At 55.3% G+C, this 16171-nt stretch carries 16 protein-coding genes and 1 other RNA gene; 12 read left to right on the top strand and 5 right to left on the bottom strand.

Annotated elements, in window-relative coordinates; genetic code table 11:
• Positions 1–40 precede the first annotated feature (40 nt).
• Positions 41–907, top strand: a complete 867-nt coding sequence (gene mscS, locus IMQ33_RS24765; protein WP_021806216.1) for a small-conductance mechanosensitive channel MscS — start codon at positions 41–43, stop codon at positions 905–907.
• A gap of 48 nt (positions 908–955) precedes the next feature.
• Here mscS and IMQ33_RS24760 read toward each other — a convergent pair whose 3' ends face one another.
• Positions 956–2155 (bottom strand): NAD(P)/FAD-dependent oxidoreductase, encoded by a 1200-nt coding sequence (locus IMQ33_RS24760; RefSeq protein WP_186529125.1) that lies wholly within the window; start codon positions 2153–2155, stop codon positions 956–958.
• Positions 2156–2385: 230 nt separating this feature from the next.
• On the opposite strand from IMQ33_RS24760, the gene IMQ33_RS24755 reads away from it, so the two are divergent.
• The 3 genes from IMQ33_RS24755 to IMQ33_RS24745 all read left to right on the top strand — a co-directional run bounded on the left by IMQ33_RS24755 (position 2386) and on the right by IMQ33_RS24745 (position 4516).
• The gene (locus tag IMQ33_RS24755; protein WP_074029715.1) at positions 2386–2892 is read left to right on the top strand and encodes an Rrf2 family transcriptional regulator; all 507 of its coding nucleotides are present in this window, start codon (positions 2386–2388) and stop codon (positions 2890–2892) included.
• Positions 2893–3016: 124 nt separating this feature from the next.
• Positions 3017–3640, top strand: a complete 624-nt coding sequence (argO, locus tag IMQ33_RS24750) for an arginine exporter ArgO (protein ID WP_024530749.1) — start codon at positions 3017–3019, stop codon at positions 3638–3640.
• A 144-nt stretch (positions 3641–3784) separates the two neighbouring features.
• Positions 3785–4516 (top strand): oxidative stress defense protein, encoded by a 732-nt coding sequence (locus tag IMQ33_RS24745; protein ID WP_021806211.1) that lies wholly within the window; start codon positions 3785–3787, stop codon positions 4514–4516.
• Positions 4517–4553: 37 nt separating this feature from the next.
• Here the strand turns inward: IMQ33_RS24745 and IMQ33_RS24740 are convergent, their stop codons facing one another.
• A complete protein-coding gene (locus IMQ33_RS24740) occupies positions 4554–5447 on the bottom strand; it encodes a LysR family transcriptional regulator ArgP (protein WP_196062844.1) in 894 nt (297 codons plus the stop codon).
• A 216-nt stretch (positions 5448–5663) separates the two neighbouring features.
• Between IMQ33_RS24740 and rpiA the strand changes: the two genes are divergently transcribed.
• A complete protein-coding gene (rpiA, locus tag IMQ33_RS24735) occupies positions 5664–6323 on the top strand; it encodes a ribose-5-phosphate isomerase RpiA (RefSeq protein WP_074029717.1) in 660 nt (219 codons plus the stop codon).
• Between the two features lie 415 nt (positions 6324–6738).
• A complete protein-coding gene (gene serA, locus IMQ33_RS24730; RefSeq protein WP_196062843.1) occupies positions 6739–7977 on the top strand; it encodes a phosphoglycerate dehydrogenase in 1239 nt (412 codons plus the stop codon).
• 45 nt (positions 7978–8022) lie between these two features.
• On the opposite strand, the gene IMQ33_RS24725 is transcribed toward serA, so the two are convergent.
• The 3 genes from IMQ33_RS24725 to zapA form a co-directional block, all read right to left on the bottom strand.
• A complete protein-coding gene (locus tag IMQ33_RS24725) occupies positions 8023–8631 on the bottom strand; it encodes a 5-formyltetrahydrofolate cyclo-ligase (RefSeq protein WP_161712853.1) in 609 nt (202 codons plus the stop codon).
• 52 nt (positions 8632–8683) lie between these two features.
• Positions 8684–8867: non-coding RNA, 6S RNA (gene ssrS, locus IMQ33_RS24720), on the bottom strand.
• 41 nt (positions 8868–8908) lie between these two features.
• Positions 8909–9238: a cell division protein ZapA gene (gene zapA / locus IMQ33_RS24715; protein WP_021179791.1), complete on the bottom strand. Its 330-nt coding sequence runs from the start codon at positions 9236–9238 to the stop codon at positions 8909–8911.
• A 295-nt stretch (positions 9239–9533) separates the two neighbouring features.
• Between zapA and IMQ33_RS24710 the strand changes: the two genes are divergently transcribed.
• The 6 genes from IMQ33_RS24710 (at position 9534) to gcvH (ending at position 16099) form a co-directional block, all read left to right on the top strand.
• Positions 9534–10112 (top strand): YecA family protein, encoded by a 579-nt coding sequence (locus IMQ33_RS24710; RefSeq protein WP_196062842.1) that lies wholly within the window; start codon positions 9534–9536, stop codon positions 10110–10112.
• Between the two features lie 90 nt (positions 10113–10202).
• Positions 10203–11516 carry a Xaa-Pro aminopeptidase gene (pepP, locus tag IMQ33_RS24705; RefSeq protein ID WP_021806207.1) on the top strand — a complete coding sequence of 438 codons (1314 nt, stop codon included), beginning with the start codon at positions 10203–10205 and terminating at the stop codon, positions 11514–11516.
• Position 11517: 1 nt separating this feature from the next.
• Entirely contained in the window at positions 11518–12696 is a 1179-nt protein-coding gene (gene ubiH, locus IMQ33_RS24700; protein WP_173408783.1) for a 2-octaprenyl-6-methoxyphenyl hydroxylase, read from the top strand.
• A 177-nt stretch (positions 12697–12873) separates the two neighbouring features.
• Entirely contained in the window at positions 12874–14076 is a 1203-nt protein-coding gene (ubiI, locus tag IMQ33_RS24695) for an FAD-dependent 2-octaprenylphenol hydroxylase (RefSeq protein ID WP_098929862.1), read from the top strand.
• Positions 14077–14585: 509 nt separating this feature from the next.
• On the top strand, positions 14586–15683 hold the full coding sequence (gene gcvT, locus IMQ33_RS24690) for a glycine cleavage system aminomethyltransferase GcvT (RefSeq protein ID WP_196062841.1): 1098 nt from the start codon (positions 14586–14588) through the stop codon (positions 15681–15683).
• 29 nt (positions 15684–15712) lie between these two features.
• Positions 15713–16099 carry a glycine cleavage system protein GcvH gene (gene gcvH / locus IMQ33_RS24685; RefSeq protein WP_098929864.1) on the top strand — a complete coding sequence of 129 codons (387 nt, stop codon included), beginning with the start codon at positions 15713–15715 and terminating at the stop codon, positions 16097–16099.
• The last annotated feature ends 72 nt before the right edge of the window (positions 16100–16171 follow it).

Raw genomic sequence — 16171 nt, 5'->3', positions numbered from 1 at the left:
CTCATTTTCCCCGCATGGGGATGTCAAGTAGGACGTCAGAATGGAAGAACTTAACGTAGTAGAAGGCATTAACAATGCCAGCAGTTGGCTAGTCAACCATCAGGATATGCTGATCCAGTATGCGGTGAATATTGTTGCCGCGATCGTGATTTTCATTATTGGTTCAGTGGTGGCTCGCGTAGTGAGTAATGCGCTCAGCCGCGTGATGAAGCTGCGTGGCATCGATGCCACCGTGGCGGATTTCCTGGCTGCGATGGCGCGTTACAGCATCCTGGCGTTTACCTTTATTGCGGTGCTGGGGCGTATTGGTGTTCAGACCACCTCAGTGATTGCCGTGCTGGGTGCCGCTGGCCTGGCTGTGGGTCTGGCACTACAAGGTTCACTTTCCAACTTTGCAGCCGGTGTGCTGCTGGTGGCCTTCCGTCCGCTGCGGGCCGGGGAGTTTGTCGATCTGGGTGGCGTTTCCGGCACGGTAGATCAGGTGCAGATCTTCTCCACTACGCTGCGTACTTCAGATAACAAAACCATTGTGGTGCCGAACGGTAAAATCATCGCGGGCAATATCATCAACTATTCCCGTGAGCCAAACCGCCGCGTGGATATCGTGGTGGGTGTAGCTTACGACGCTGATATCGATCTGGTGAAGAAAGTATTGGGTGACGTGATCGCGGCAGATAAGCGCATCATGCACGATAAAGGCGTGACGGTTCGCCTCAATGAAATGGCCCCTTCTTCACTGAACTTTGTGACCCGCTCTTGGACCACCAATGCCGAGTACTGGAACGTGTACTTTGATCTGATGGAAAACTTCAAGCGTCAGTTGGATGCTCACCAGATCGGTATTCCATTCCCACAGATGGACGTGCATGTCCGCCATGTAGCGAAAGCGGCAGAGCAGCCGGAGTAATGATCTGACGTTCCCTCACTTTCTAGTGAGGGAACGGATTTCAATCAATCAAACAAACGGTGCTAACGGATCGGCGGCGGCAAAGGCCACTTCACGTTCCGCCTGCGGGGGATAGATCAACTCGTTGGTAATGGAGACTTTGATTTTCTTTCCCTCTTCTTTGGTGAATTTCACCACCTGATCCCAACCTTCGCTATAGACCGCGCCCCAGGCCCCCAGATCCAGACAGGTAACGTAATTCACCTGGCGGTAGGGCAAGGGTTCAATACCGATCAGATCGGCAGCGACGTTATGGCCGACAAAGCGCCCTAACATAATGGCGTGCTGGCAGGTCATCAGAGCGTGATTGCCTTGATCGTCAGTACGGGCAAAGGCGACATCGCCGGTCGCATAAACCGCGTTTTGCCCAATCACTCTTAACTGCTGGTCGACATGCAGCCTGCCTTGCGGATCGCGCTCACCTGGGATTTGCCGGGTTAACGGGCTGGCCTGTACGCCCACGGTTAGAATCACCGTGCTGGAGGCGATATGTTCGCCGTTTTTCAGCGTCAGCCCGCTCTCGTCAATGGCCTTAATCTCGCAATTCAGCCGCCACTCGACCCCCAACTCTACCGAGGCTTGGCTAATCACGTCGCGCAGTTGCTCGCTGTAACGGCCTCCCGCTACTGGGCTGCGATCGACGACAATCACACGAATTGCAGCTGAGTCACCGAGGATCGCCCGTAAGCGTGCAGGCATTTCGGTGGCCACCTCAATACCGGTAAAGCCGCCGCCACAAACGATGACGGTATTACGTGCGGCGGTCTCAGGTTGCTCGGCCAACGCAGCAAGATGCCGCTCCAGGCGGGCTGCGCTCTCCATTTTATCGACGTCGAAGGCGTACTGCTGTGCTCCTGGTAGGGCATGAGTGATGTGGCTACCGGTCGCCATGATCAGACGATCGTAACGTACGGCAGTCAGTTGGTCCTGCTCGTTGCGGTACCAAACCTGCTGGCCAGCGCTATCAATCTCACTGGCAACCCCGGCGAGGAATTTTACCCCGGTTACTGCGAATAATGGCAGCAGCGGAGCGGCGTAGTTTTCCACCTCGGACTCATAGAAACGTGGGCGGATGCGCAGCTCAGGCTGGGGGGCCAGTACGGTAATCTCGATATCGTGACGACCGTGGAGATCGGCTAATCGTGCCGCGCTCAATGCCGCCCACATCCCTGCAAAACCGGCACCCAGAATAAGAATTTGTTGTTTCATACTGTCACTCCGCTGTTGTTTCATCTGCACATTGGTTCAATTGCTTAACTGCGACTATATTGATCGTAGTTAAGATCATCAAGCCTTTTACACGCCATTCCGGATGTGGTTTGTTTAATTAATTGAATTTTATTATCTTTTAATTATTTATGGCGTGGAGGTATGCTGGCATTGCATCGTCGAAGGGAAGAAATTACTATTTAACTCAGAATTAATCGTGCGGAGAACACATGGCGTTCTACAGTTCCGGGGTGGAGTATGGCATCCATAGCCTGATGTGTATGGTCGATAGCAAAGGCGAAGGGCGCGAGATGAGCGTGCGTGAAATCGCCGAATTGCAGGGTGTGCCTTATGACTACCTGGCCAAGATATTCACCAAGTTTTCCAAGGCTAAACTGGTTGAAAGCACCGAGGGTAAAGGCGGTGGCTTCCGGCTGGCCAAACCGGCCGATCAGATCACCGTGCTGGATATCGTGGCGGCTATCGACGGTGAAAAGGCAATCTTCGACTGCAAAGAGATACGCCAACGCTTGGCCGTATTTGATGCAGCTGCGCCCGACTGGGCCTGTGAAGGCATTTGCGGCGTACGCCAGGTGATGAATATTGCCCAGCAACGTATGGAAGAGGCGCTATCACAACATACCGTGCTGGATCTGGTGCGGCGGATGTTGAGAAAGGCGCCAGATGTCTTCCCGATTCAGATTGAAGAGTGGATCGATCATCGCCGTAACGATTGAGCATTAGCATTACTGATGCCTGATTAGAAATATCCATTTCCCCTAATAATTTTCTCTTCGTATGATGCGCGTGTTGAACAGCACACGCCGCTTTCCCGGCGCTGATATTGCCAGAAGGAACACCATGTTAGCCATCTATCTGCAAGGCTTTGCCTTGAGCGCCGCGATGATCCTGCCGCTTGGCCCACAAAACGTGTTTGTGATGAACCAGGGGATCCGCCGCCATTATCATCTGATGACCGCCTCGCTGTGCGCGTTGAGCGATATCATTCTGATTTGCGCCGGTATCTTTGGCGGTAGCGCCTTGCTCAGCAGTTCACCGATGCTATTGGCGTTGGTGACCTGGGGCGGCGTTGCTTTCCTGCTGTGGTACGGCTGGGGGGCTTTCCGTACCGCGTTTAGCCAACATCTGGAGCTGACAGCGGCGCAAGAGATGAAGCAAAACCGCTGGCGCATTGTGGTGACCATGTTGGCTGTCACCTGGCTGAACCCGCACGTGTACCTCGATACCTTTGTGGTGCTCGGCAGCCTGGGAGGGCAACTGACGCCAGACATTCGATCCTGGTTTGCCCTTGGCGCGGTCAGTGCTTCGGTCGTCTGGTTCTTTGCCTTGGCATTGCTGGCCTCATGGCTGGCTCCGTGGCTGAAAACCCTGACGGCACAACGGATTATCAACGTTCTGGTCGGGCTGGTGATGTGGGTCATTGCACTGCAATTGGCCTGGCATGGGCTAACCGCTAATTGGTAATAATCGGCCGTAGGAGCGAGCCGGGCGCAGCATGCGGCGCCCCTACAGCCCGATTAGCCCTTATATTTGTCACTAATCCGAATTCCAAGGGCGGCAGGATGTGTTAGCTTTGAAGGCAAGCATTTAGTCATTCAAGGAGACACTGTGAAGCTTAAAGCATTGGCCATGGCCGCAATGATTGGATTAGGCACGTTACCTCTGGCGCTGCAGGCAGCAGAAGTACCTGAAGGGCCGCATGTGGTCACTTCCGGTACGGCCAGCGTGGACGCCACCCCGGATATTGCTACGCTGGCGATCGAAGTCAGCGTCTCTGCCAAAGATGCCGCCCAGGCGAAAAAACAGGTTGATGAACGCGTAGCGCAGTATTTTGACTTCCTGCAGAAAAACGGCATTGAAAAGAAAGATATCAATGCGGCCAACCTGCGTACTCAGCCAGAATATGACTATCTGAAAACCGGTGAATCGCAGCTGAAAGGCTACCAGGCCGTGCGCCAGGTGCAGGTAACCTTGCGCCAGTTGGATAAACTCAACGAGCTGTTGGACGGTGCGCTGAAATCGGGTTTGAACGAAATTCGTGCGGTTGAGCTTGGGGTAGCCAAGCCAGAGGTTTATCGCGAGCAGGCTCGTCAGAAAGCGATTGAAAATGCCACTCAGCAAGCCGCTTCGTTGGCGCAGGGCTTTAAGGCCAAGCTGGGGCCGGTGTACAGCATTCGCTATCACGTTGCCAACTACCAGCCGATGCCGGTAGCTCGCATGTTTAAAGCCGCTTCTGCGGCACCGGAAAGCGATGCCGCTCAGACTTACGAGCAGCAAAGCATTCACTTCGACGATCAGGTGGACGTGGTGTTCGAGCTGAAAACCAACGCCGCGCAGTAAGCAATCTCTTGCCTGGGCGCGGCGTCATGCTGCGCCTTTAATCCTGCCTTAACACCTGATGCCCATGCGACAGCAGCGCATCGGTGACCTTACGCATCATGCGGCTTTCCGGTGCAAAGCGGTGCCAGAACAGCATACGGCGCTGGAACAGGCCCGGTGTCAGGTCGATCAGTTCTCCGCTGGCCAGCTCTCTCTCAATCTGCAAATGCGGGATCATACAGCAGGTGGTGCCTTGCCGTGCCAACTGAACAAACGCCTCTGACGAGTTAACGATATGGCAGGGAACGCTGCCCGGCGAGAGATCGAAGTTCTGCTGTAAAAACGCCTGATGCATATCATCGAGATGATCGAATGCCACCGCTGGTGCCTTCAGCAGGGCAGAACGGGTCACGCCATTAGGGAAATAGCGTTCGGCAAAGGCTTTCGAGGCGACAAAGAGATAATCCAGCGCGCCCAACCGATCGACCAGGCAGCTCGGCAGCGGCTGCGGCTGGATACTCACCGCACCCACCACTTCGCCCCGGCGCAGACGTTCCTGCGTGCGGGTTTCGTCTTCCACCTGCAAATTCAGGCGTACCGGAGAATCGGCCAGCACCGGCTTTAGCGCCGGTAACAGCCAGGTTGCCAGGCTGTCGGCGTTGACCGCCAGTGACAGCAACAGCGGCGTATCGACCCCATTGTCATTCCCTAACCACTCCTCTTCCAGCAGTTCGACCTGATGCAGCAAGGCCAGCAGTTTTTGACCCTGCTCGGTTGGGCGCGGTGGCACGGTGCGTACCAGTAGCGGTTGGCCGAACAGGTTTTCCAACTGTTTGATGCGCTGGGATACCGCCGATTGGGTGATGCAAAGTTTTTGTGCCGCGCGCTCAAAGCCACGCTCACGGATCACCGCGTCCAGCGCTTGCAGCGTTCTATAGTCTGGGCGTTTCATCGGAGAGAAGATCCCTTTTAGTAAGTTGATTCAGGCACTATGCCACATTTTTGCACTTTCTCAGGTGAAAAAATCCCGCCGCTCTTTTCAGAGCGGGCGTCGTAGGGAGGAGCAGAAATGTGCGTCAGGTTAAATAAGTGTGTTTTAGCCTAAGTTGCCGTCAGTGATTTACCCTATAATACGCACACGTTTTCGTACATAGGCAATGAACACATCATGACTCAGGATGAACTGAAAAAAGCGGTAGGCTGGGCAGCATTGGAATTCGTGAAGCCTGGCACTATCGTGGGCGTGGGCACCGGCTCGACTGCGGCTCACTTTATCGATGCGCTGGGTTCGATCAAACACCAGATCGAAGGTGCGGTATCCAGCTCAGACGCGTCGACCGCCAAGCTGAAAAGCCTGGGGATCCACGTTTTCGATAGCAATGAAGTGGATTCGTTGGATATCTACGTTGACGGTGCCGATGAAATCAACGGCCACATGCAGATGATTAAAGGCGGTGGCGCAGCGCTGACCCGCGAAAAGATCATTGCTGCCATTGCCCGTCAGTTTATCTGCATTGTCGATTCCACCAAGCAGGTTGATGTGCTGGGTAAATTCCCGCTGCCGGTAGAAGTGATCCCGATGGCTCGCTCCTACGTGGCTCGTGAACTGGTCAAGCTGGGCGGCCTGCCGGAATACCGCCAGAACGTCGTAACCGATAACGGCAACGTGATCCTGGATGTGTACAACCTGGAAATCCTCGATGCCATCGCGTTGGAAAACAAAATCAACGGCATTGCTGGCGTGGTTACCGTTGGCCTGTTTGCCAACCGTGGCGCGGACGTCGCGTTGGTTGGCACGCCGGATGGCGTAAAAAAAGTGGTCAGATAATCTGGCCGTAAAGCGGTGAGCCTGCTGACAAAGTCTCAGCCGGTTCGCCGCTTTTTACTGGCTTACGGTCCGCCACGCATAATTCTTGTCTTAAAATATCTTTTCTTAAAACGGGCGAATTTGGTGACATATGTCACATTCCGTTAATAACCTCCGTTAAGCTTCTGCCTAAATCTTTCCCAATGGCATTTTCCACCAGAAACCATCGACATCACTGAGCCTTGTGCTAACGGGCAGGCAATCGTTTGTATTGCCGGGCGCGTTATTTTTGTTATGTTGGAGGGACGTGCTGTTGATTTTGGGTTGCTGCCAGTGTGGTGGCAATTTGAAAGCTATCCCCGTCGTGTGGTTTAAAGGATGACGGGTATAAAGGGGAAAACAGCCGCTTCTGAAGTCTGAACATAGGGTCGGGTAAATGGCAAAAGTATCATTGGAGAAAGACAGGATTAAGTTCCTGTTGGTAGAAGGGGTTCATCAGAGCACCGTGGATAACCTGCGTGCTGCCGGATATAGCAACATCGAATATCACAAAGGTGCGTTAGACACCGAAGCGCTGAAGGCATCGATCCGTGATGCACACTTCGTGGGTATCCGATCGCGCACGCATTTGTCCGAGGAAGTCTTCGCGGCCGCAGAGAAGCTGGTTGCGGTGGGCTGTTTCTGTATCGGCACCAACCAGGTTGATTTGAAAGCGGCGACCAAACGCGGCATTCCGGTGTTTAACGCGCCTTTCTCCAATACTCGATCCGTGGCCGAAATGGTGCTGGGTGAGCTGCTGTTGATGCTGCGCGGGATCCCAACGGCCAACGCCAAGGCACACCGTGGCCAGTGGCAGAAACTGGCCGTGGGCTCGTATGAAGCGCGGGGCAAGAAGCTGGGGATCATCGGCTATGGCCATATCGGTACTCAGCTCGGCATCCTGGCGGAAGGCCTGGGGATGAAAGTGTTCTTCTACGACATCGAGAACAAGCTGCCGCTGGGTAATGCCCAACAGGTGCGCCATCTGTCCGATCTGCTCAATATGAGCGACGTGGTCACGCTGCACGTGCCGGAAACGCTGTCGACCAAGAACATGATCGGCCCCGAAGAGCTGGCGCTGATGAAGCCAGGTGCGATCCTGATCAACGCCTCACGCGGCACCGTGGTGGATATCCCGGCACTCTGTAACGCCTTGGCGAGCGACCATCTGGCCGGTGCGGCAATCGACGTGTTCCCGGAAGAGCCTGCAACCAACAGCGATCCGTTCAATTCTCCACTGTGCGAGTTCGATAACGTGTTGTTGACGCCGCATATCGGCGGTTCAACCCAGGAAGCGCAGGAGAACATCGGTGATGAAGTAGCTGGCAAGCTGGCGAAGTATTCCGATAACGGCTCAACGCTGTCTGCGGTCAACTTCCCAGAGGTGTCGCTGCCAGCACATGGCCCGAACGCCAGCCGTTTGCTGCATATTCATGAAAACCGCCCAGGCATCCTGACGCAGATTAACCAGATCTTCGCTGAAGAAGGGGTGAACATCGCGGCCCAGTATCTGCAGACCAGCTCGGAAATCGGCTACGTGGTTATCGATATCGAGGCGGAAACTGAACGTGCTGATGCAGCGTTGCAACGTATGAAAGCGATCGAAGGGACCATCCGCGCCCGCTTACTGCTGTAATCGGTAACCGACGGAACACCAAGGCCGGAGCAATCCGGCCTTTTGCTATGCGGAGATTGGCCAGGCCCAGGTTTGTGATGGGGTGATAATCTCTGGCAGAGGGATATCCCATTGCTCCACCGGCAGGGCGCTAACTTGTTGGCAATCGTGCGCAATCCCCAGCGGATAGGGGCCTGCGTGTTGCCAGTTTTGTAAGGTGCGATCGTAAAACCCGCCGCCCATCCCCAGACGTTGCCCTGCCGAATCGAAGGCGACCATCGGCGTCAATACCACATCCAACAGTGACACAGGTAAGACGTGGCGGACATCGAGCGCTGGCTCAAGGATTTTGAAGCGGTTACTCACCAGCGGCGTTTGCGCAGTGTAATGCAGGAACAACAGGTTACCAGGGCTGAATGGATGCAAAACGGGCAGATAAACCCGTTTACCCAGCTGCCACAGCCGCTCGATCAGCGGGCCTGTATCTAGTTCGCCATCAAAAGAGAGAAACGCCGCAATGTGTCTGGCTGCCTGAATGCGTGGATGTTGCGCAATATTGCTGGCCATTTGCTGGGCGAAATCATGCTGTTGAGCGGGCGTTAAGGCACGGCGTCGTTGGCGTATTTCGTTACGGATAAGTTGGCGTTGCTGAGCGAACTGAGGTTGCAAAGACATAGTGTTAGGTTCGCCAGTAGTGGTGAGTTAACACACTGAAAACGCAGGTGAAGGGATCTCCGAGATGCCGTCGCAGGCTGTAACCCTTGAACCCATGGTTCAAGGTGAACGTGCTGTCACAATCTTAAGGCTTCTCGGACGGGCCGAGCATGCACACCGATCGTGGATCATCACATTCTGTTGGTACTAAATATCGGCTCAGGGGACTGGCCCGCTGGCAAACATCTCAGAGAAATTTTTCACTCATTGCCGGAGCCTTCAACTCCAGCAACTTAAGTTATTCGAATTGTGCATCCTGACGTTCAGAGATGCGACCCTGTTCAAGCAGCGCTTGTTCAATGGTCTGTTGCAGCATACGAATTCGTTGTTCCATATTGGCCGCATAGTCACGCGTTTTCAAGCGTTCTTGAGCAAGTTCGTGACAGACGTTCAATGCTGCGATAAATACGAGTTGCTCTGTATTTGTGACTCTAGTGCGAACTTTAAGATCTTGCAACCGTTGGTTAAGATCTTCTGCTGCCATGTTCAACGCATCTTGTTGTTCTGGCGGGCAATTGACTCTTAACGAGCGGCCAAAAATTTGAATATCTACCGGTTGTGCAGACATGCCACCTTCCTGCCTAAATTTCGCGCCAGCACCGGTCAGCCATTGCCGGGCCACCGAAGCGGGCGCCACTATATATACCTGGGTACCAAGATTCAACACTTTTTCAGTACCTGGTTGTAATCTACCGCGCCTAACATTACCAAACAAAAAACGGTTGCAAAATGCGTATTTACCGTACGTTTGCCCGGACTGCGCTGATTATAACTAGCCACTGAGGTGTTGCCTCAACTGGTATACCAACGGACCTTGGTGGTAGCATAACACGAACTTATCCTGCCAACGATGACGAATGCGCATGTCTATACAGAATACATTTCCAAGTTACCAATCTTTGACCGTGGCTCTTAACCAGCAGGCGGTTGCTTTGACCGCAGCCGAGATGCACGGTTTGATCAGTGGCCTGCTGTGCGGTGGCAACCGTGATGCCAGCTGGCAGACGCTGGTGTTTGATCTGACCAACGAAGGCATTGCCTTCCCGCAGGCGTTGAGCCAACCGTTACAGCAACTGCATGAAATCACCCGTGATACGCTGGAAGATGACGAATTCATGTTCCAACTGATGATGCCGGAAGGCGAAACCGTCAGCGTGTTTGACCGTGCGGATGCCTTGGCGGGTTGGGTAAACCACTTCCTGTTGGGGCTGGGCATGATGCAGCCGAAGCTGGCGCAGGTGAAAGATGAAGTGGGCGAGGCAATCGACGATCTGCGTAATATCGCTCAACTGGGTTATGACGAAGGCGAAGACCAGGAAGAACTGGAACAGTCGCTGGAAGAAGTGGTGGAGTACGTGCGCGTTGCTGCGCTGCTTTGCCATACTGAATTTACCCGCCAGAAACCGACGGCCCCGGAAATTAAAAGGCCAACGTTGCACTGACCGGCGGATCCCACGTCCGTTGGCCGAGAGCGCTGATAACCCCTACTGACTGCGTTCAGCAGGTGGCATAAACCGATTTCAGGAGATGTGATGACCCAGCAGGAATTCCATAAACGCCGTCAGGCTTTGTTGGCACAGATGGCTCCGGCCAGCGCGGCAGTGATTTTCGCCGCACCGGAAGCGACGCGTAGTGCAGACTCTGAATATCCTTACCGTCAGAACAGTGATTTCTGGTATCTGACCGGTTTCAACGAGCCGGAAGCGGTGTTGATCCTGGTGAAGAGTGATGAAACTCATAACCACAGCGTGCTGTTCAACCGTGTACGCGATCTGACGGCAGAAATCTGGTTTGGCCGCCGTTTGGGTCAAGACGCGGCTCCGGCCAAGCTGGGGGTAGACCGCGCGCTGGCCTTCGACGAAATCAACGATCAACTGCACCTGCTGCTCAACGGCCTGGACGTGGTGTATCACGCGCAGGGGCAATATGCCTATGCCGATGAAATCCTGTTCGGCGCGCTGGATAAACTGCGTAAAGGCTTCCGCCAGAATCTGGAAGCCCCCGCAACCCTGACGGATTACCGTCCGTGGCTACATGACATGCGCCTGTTCAAATCGGCAGAAGAAGTTGCCGTTATGCGCCGCGCCGGTGAAATCAGCGCCATGGCGCATACCCGTGCGATGGAAAAGTGCCGCCCGGGCATGTTCGAATATCAGCTCGAAGGGGAGATCCTGCACGAGTTTAACCGCTTGGGCGCCCGCTTCCCGTCTTATAACACCATCGTCGGCAGCGGAGAAAATGGCTGCATCCTGCATTACACCGAAAACGAATGTGAAATGCGTGACGGTGATTTGGTGCTGATTGATGCCGGTTGTGAATATCGTGGTTATGCTGGCGATATTACCCGTACCTTCCCGGTTAACGGCAAGTTCAGCAAGCCGCAGCGTGAGGTATATGACATCGTGCTGGCGTCGATCAACAAGGCGCTGGAAATGTTTAAACCGGGTATCAGCATTCGCGAAGTGAACGATCAGGTCGTTCGCATCATGATCGCCGGATTGGTTGAGCTGGGCGTGATGAAGGGCGACGTGGAACAGCTGTTTGCCGAGCAGGCACACCGCCAGTTCTTTATGCACGGCCTGAGCCATTGGTTGGGGCTGGATGTGCATGACGTGGGCCACTATGGCTCAGCGAGCCGCGATCGCGTGCTGGAGCCAGGCATGGTGTTGACGGTAGAACCTGGCTTGTATATCGCACCGGATGCTGATGTGCCGCAGGAGTATCGCGGTATCGGTATCCGTATCGAAGATGACATCCTGATCACCCAGGACGGTAATGAGAATTTGACCGCCAGCGTGGTGAAGGATGCCGACGCGATTGAAGCCCTGATGGCGGCGGCCAGATAACATGAGCGTAATCATTGTGGGCGGTGGGATGGCGGGCGCTACGTTGGCGCTGGCGATTTCATCTTTGACTCAGGGCAAGGTGGCCGTCGATCTGGTGGAGGCAACCCTGCCAGACGATCGTGCGCATCCTGGCTTTGATGCACGGGCTATTGCTCTGGCGCAGGGAACCTGCCAACAGCTGATGCGTATCGGCGTTTGGGCTGCGTTGCGGGACTGTGCCACGGCGATCACTCACGTCCACGTCAGCGATCGCGGGCATGCCGGTTTCGTGAACCTGCATGCGCAGGACTATCAGGTGGAGGCGTTGGGGCAGGTGATTGAACTGCACGACGCTGGGCAGCGGTTATTCGCCCTGCTGGCAAAGGCCCCTGGGATCACCCTGCATTGCCCGGCTAAAGTGGTCGATGTGCTGCGTACAGTCGATCGCGCTGAAGTGCAGTTGGATAACGGGCAGCGCCTGACGGGCCAGTTGCTGGTAGCGGCGGATGGTTCACGTTCGGCGCTGGCGCAGGCCTGCAATATCCAGTGGCAGCAGAGTGATTACCCGCAGTTTGCCACCATTGCCAACGTTTCGACGGCCGAGGCTCCACAAGGGCGGGCGTTCGAACGTTTCACCCGCTACGGGCCGTTGGCGCTGTTGCCGATGTCTGGCGGGCGTAGCTCGCTGGTGTGGTGCCACGCTCGGGAAGCTCGTCAGCAGGTCGATAGCTGGAGTGATGAGCGTTTTCTCAGTGAGCTGCAACAGGCCTTCGGCTGGCGGCTGGGCAAGATGCTGAAGGCGGGTAAGCGCCACAGTTACCCCCTTAGCCTGCTGAGGGCCAATCAGCACGTTAGCCATCGTCTGGCGCTGGTTGGCAACGCGGCGCAAACGCTACATCCGATCGCCGGGCAAGGATTCAATCTGGGTTTGCGAGACGTGATGTCGCTGGCGGAAACCCTGGCAGAAGCCGCGCAGGCTGGCACCGATCTGGGTGACTATGCGCTATTGAGCCAATATCAGCGACGTCGGCAACAGGATCAGCAGGCGACCATCGGCGTCACCGACGGTTTGATCCGCCTGTTTGCCAATAGCTACGCGCCGCTGGTCGCCGGGCGTAATCTGGGGCTGATGGCAATGGAGCAGCTACCGGCCATGCGCGATGCCTTTGCCAAACGCACGTTAGGCTGGGTTGAACGCTGATTTATTCCCTCATATTCCTTGTCGGAGAGGGTTGGGTCGAAGTTGGGATGAACACTAATTTTTGCCCTACCTGCCTTGCCGAAGTAGGGCAATATTTTGATAAAAGTCACCGAATCAGCTCCCTCTCCCTGTGGGAGAGGGGTGGGGTGAGGGGCAAATTTAAGGAACTCAAGCAGCATGCAATCATTTGATGTGATTATCGCCGGTGGCGGTATGGTGGGATTGGCACTGGCCTGCGGTTTGCAGAGCAGTGGCCTGCGCATAGCGGTGCTGGAACATCGGCAGCCAGATTTATCACCGCTGCCAGAACAGCCAGCGTTGCGCGTATCTGCCATTAACGCCGCCAGCGAGCGCTTGCTGCAAAGCATTGGCGTGTGGGATGAGATCCGCAACCTGCGCGCTAGCCCGTATAACGCGATGGAAGTCTGGGATCGTGACAGCTTCGGCAAGATCGCGTTTCGCGGCGACGAATGTGGTTTCAGCCATCTTGGCCATATCATAGAAAACGAGGTGATCCAGCAGGCGCTGTGGCACAAGGCGGCCACCTTGGCCGATGTGACGCTGCTCGCCCCGGCTGCGCTGAAACAGGTGGCATGGGGGGAAAACGACGCCTTCGTCACGCTGGAAGATGGCCGTATGTTAACCGCCCGGCTGGTGATCGGTGCCGACGGAGCCAACTCCTGGCTGCGTCAGCACGCCGATATCCCGTTGACCTTCTGGGACTACCGCCACAGCGCGCTGGTGGCCACTATTCGCACCGAAGAGCCCCATTTGGCTACGGCCCGCCAGGTGTTTCATGGCGAAGGGATCCTGGCTTTCCTGCCGTTTAGCGATCCGCATTTGAGTTCTATCGTCTGGTCGGTTGCGCCAGAAGAAGCTGAACGGCTGCAACAGCTGGAACCGGAAGCCTTTAACCGCGAGCTGGCAATGACCTTCGATATGCGTCTGGGCAACTGCAAGCTTGAAAGCGAGCGGCTGACCTTCCCGCTTACCGGGCGATACGCTCGCAGCTTTGCCGCCCATCGTCTGGCGCTGGTGGGGGATGCGGCACATACCGTGCATCCACTGGCCGGACAGGGGGTGAACCTGGGCTTTATGGACGCCGCCGAGCTGATATCCGAGCTGAAACGCCTGCAACGTCAGGGCAAGGATATCGGCCAGCATCTGTATCTGCGCCGTTATGAACGCCGCCGCAAGCACGGTGCCGCAGTGATGCTGGCGAGTATGCAAGGGTTCCGCGAACTGTTTGCAGGCCATAACCCGGCGAAGAAGCTGCTGCGCGACGTGGGCTTAAGGCTGGCCGACAGTCTGCCGGGCGTGAAGCCGAAACTGGTGCGCCAGGCCATGGGGCTTAACGATTTGCCGGACTGGCTCGCCTAGTCAGCTTGGAGCTGACAAACCTCACTATGGGGCGCCACATACTGCGCCCGCGAATCTGCATGTTTACCCGTCATCGATTTCCCTTATATCTCCCTTCGTTTGAGAAATTCTAATTTAAGGCAGAATTTCTCATTACTTTTTCTAATTCCATGGTCGGTTATCAAAAACCGAAATTCTCTATCCCAGCCCCTGTTTGTTATATAACTTCGGATTTTTGCCGCTTTAATTGTTAATTTTGTGCCTCAAAGCGCATTTTTCCAGTGAAAAACTCTGCAAACTAACGCGGCATTTTACTGACCCTGAACTCGGTCGAACCTATTTTAACTTATGGTTAATAGGGGCGTTCGGTGTTAACGTCAGGGCAAAGGTATCGTTTGCGTCGTTAACCATTGGCGAGGCAATTGTGTTGAGCAGCCAGCGTGTTTCGCGCAATCAGGCCCGCGAGCTACACCCGCCTTATTGCGTAATAACACCCTGTCTTCGGCTACTTGAGTGGAAAGAGGGAAAAGATGGCAAAGCAAACCCCACTGTACGACCAGCACGTGGCGTGCGGTGCGCGCATGGTTGATTTTCATGGCTGGATGATGCCGCTGCACTATGGCTCCCAGATTGATGAACACCACGCCGTGCGTCAGGATGCCGGCATGTTCGATGTCTCCCATATGACCATCGTGGATCTGCGCGGTGCTCGTACCCGTGAATTCCTGCGTTACCTGCTGGCGAACGATGTCGCCAAACTCACTCAATCGGGTAAAGCGCTGTATACCGGCATGCTGAATGCGTCCGGCGGCGTGATCGACGATCTGATCGTCTATTTCTTTACCGAAGACTATTTCCGCCTGGTGGTGAACTCCGCCACCCGTGAAAAGGATCTGGCCTGGATCGAACAGCATGCGGCTCCGTTCAACGTTGAGCTGACGGTGCGTGACGATCTGGCGCTGGTTGCGGTGCAAGGCCCACAGGCCAAAGAGCGCGTCGCCACCTTATTTACCCCAGAACAGAAGCAGGCTGTAGAAGGCATGAAGCCTTTCTTCGGCGTGCAGGCGGGGGATCTGTTTATTGCTACCACCGGCTATACCGGAGAAGCGGGCTATGAAATTGCCCTGCCGAAAGAGCAGGTGGTGGATTTCTGGCAGAAACTGCTGGCCGCTGGGGTAAAACCTGCCGGGCTGGGCGCTCGCGACACCCTGCGCCTGGAAGCCGGTATGAACCTCTACGGCCAGGAAATGGACGAAGGCGTTTCACCACTGGCTGCCAATATGGGCTGGACCGTTGCCTGGGAACCGCAGGATCGTCAGTTTATCGGCCGTGACGCGTTGGAACAGCAGCGCGAAAATGGCACCGAACAACTGGTCGGCTTGATCATGACGGAAAAAGGCGTATTACGTAATGAGCTGCCGGTACATTTCACCGATGCTAACGGTCAACCTCAGATTGGGGTGATCACCAGCGGTTCTTTCTCACCGACCTTGGGCTTCAGCATTGCGCTGGCGAGGGTTCCGGCCGGTATCGGTGAGCAGGCCATCGTACAGATCCGTAACCGTGAAATGCCGGTGAAAGTCTGTAAGCCAGGTTTTGTTCGTGCCGGTAAGTCACTGATCAATTAGTTTTTATTCTTCGAAGGAGTAGCAGGCCAATGAGCAATGTGCCAACAGAATTGAAATACGCCACCTCCCATGAGTGGGTGCGTGATGCAGGCAACGGCGAATACGTTGTCGGTATCACCGAACACGCGCAGGAACTGCTGGGCGATATGGTCTTTGTCGATCTGCCGGAAGTCGGCACCACGGTTTCCGCGGGTGATGACTGTGCCGTCGCAGAGTCGGTCAAGGCCGCTTCCGATATTTATGCGCCAATCAGCGGTGAGATCATCGCGGTTAACGGCGAACTGGAAAGCTCCCCGGAGCTGGTCAACAGCGAGCCATACGGTGAAGGTTGGCTGTTCCGCATCAAGGCATCCGATGCGTCAGAGCTAGACAAGCTGCTAGATGCGGGTGCTTACCAGGCCTCCATCGACGAATAATTACTATCACGCCCCACTACCCTGTGGGGCGTTTTGCAGTTCAGGCTATATCCCGTACCCCGCAAGCATTCA

The sequence above is a fragment of the Serratia sp. Res13-Sevr-LER1-36-b genome, from assembly GCF_015673035.1.
In the GTDB taxonomy this organism is placed as follows: Bacteria; Pseudomonadota; Gammaproteobacteria; order Enterobacterales; family Enterobacteriaceae; genus Chania; species Chania fonticola_C.
This window is presented reverse-complemented; position numbering and strand designations above follow the sequence as displayed.

Excerpts from the sequence above, each read along its gene's own strand:
- IMQ33_RS24755 (WP_074029715.1), top strand. The coding sequence starts at position 2,386 with ATGGCGTTCTACAGTTCCGGGGTGGAGTATGGCATCCATAGCCTGATG.
- pepP (WP_021806207.1), top strand. The coding sequence starts at position 10,203 with ATGACCCAGCAGGAATTCCATAAACGCCGTCAGGCTTTGTTGGCACAG.
- mscS (WP_021806216.1), top strand. The coding sequence starts at position 41 with ATGGAAGAACTTAACGTAGTAGAAGGCATTAACAATGCCAGCAGTTGG.
- serA (WP_196062843.1), top strand. The coding sequence starts at position 6,739 with ATGGCAAAAGTATCATTGGAGAAAGACAGGATTAAGTTCCTGTTGGTA.
- IMQ33_RS24760 (WP_186529125.1), bottom strand. The coding sequence starts at position 2,155 with ATGAAACAACAAATTCTTATTCTGGGTGCCGGTTTTGCAGGGATGTGG.
- ubiH (WP_173408783.1), top strand. The coding sequence starts at position 11,518 with ATGAGCGTAATCATTGTGGGCGGTGGGATGGCGGGCGCTACGTTGGCG.
- ubiI (WP_098929862.1), top strand. The coding sequence starts at position 12,874 with ATGCAATCATTTGATGTGATTATCGCCGGTGGCGGTATGGTGGGATTG.
- gcvH (WP_098929864.1), top strand. The coding sequence starts at position 15,713 with ATGAGCAATGTGCCAACAGAATTGAAATACGCCACCTCCCATGAGTGG.
- argO (WP_024530749.1), top strand. The coding sequence starts at position 3,017 with ATGTTAGCCATCTATCTGCAAGGCTTTGCCTTGAGCGCCGCGATGATC.
- rpiA (WP_074029717.1), top strand. The coding sequence starts at position 5,664 with ATGACTCAGGATGAACTGAAAAAAGCGGTAGGCTGGGCAGCATTGGAA.
- IMQ33_RS24725 (WP_161712853.1), bottom strand. The coding sequence starts at position 8,631 with ATGTCTTTGCAACCTCAGTTCGCTCAGCAACGCCAACTTATCCGTAAC.
- gcvT (WP_196062841.1), top strand. The coding sequence starts at position 14,586 with ATGGCAAAGCAAACCCCACTGTACGACCAGCACGTGGCGTGCGGTGCG.
- IMQ33_RS24710 (WP_196062842.1), top strand. The coding sequence starts at position 9,534 with ATGTCTATACAGAATACATTTCCAAGTTACCAATCTTTGACCGTGGCT.
- IMQ33_RS24740 (WP_196062844.1), bottom strand. The coding sequence starts at position 5,447 with ATGAAACGCCCAGACTATAGAACGCTGCAAGCGCTGGACGCGGTGATC.
- zapA (WP_021179791.1), bottom strand. The coding sequence starts at position 9,238 with ATGTCTGCACAACCGGTAGATATTCAAATTTTTGGCCGCTCGTTAAGA.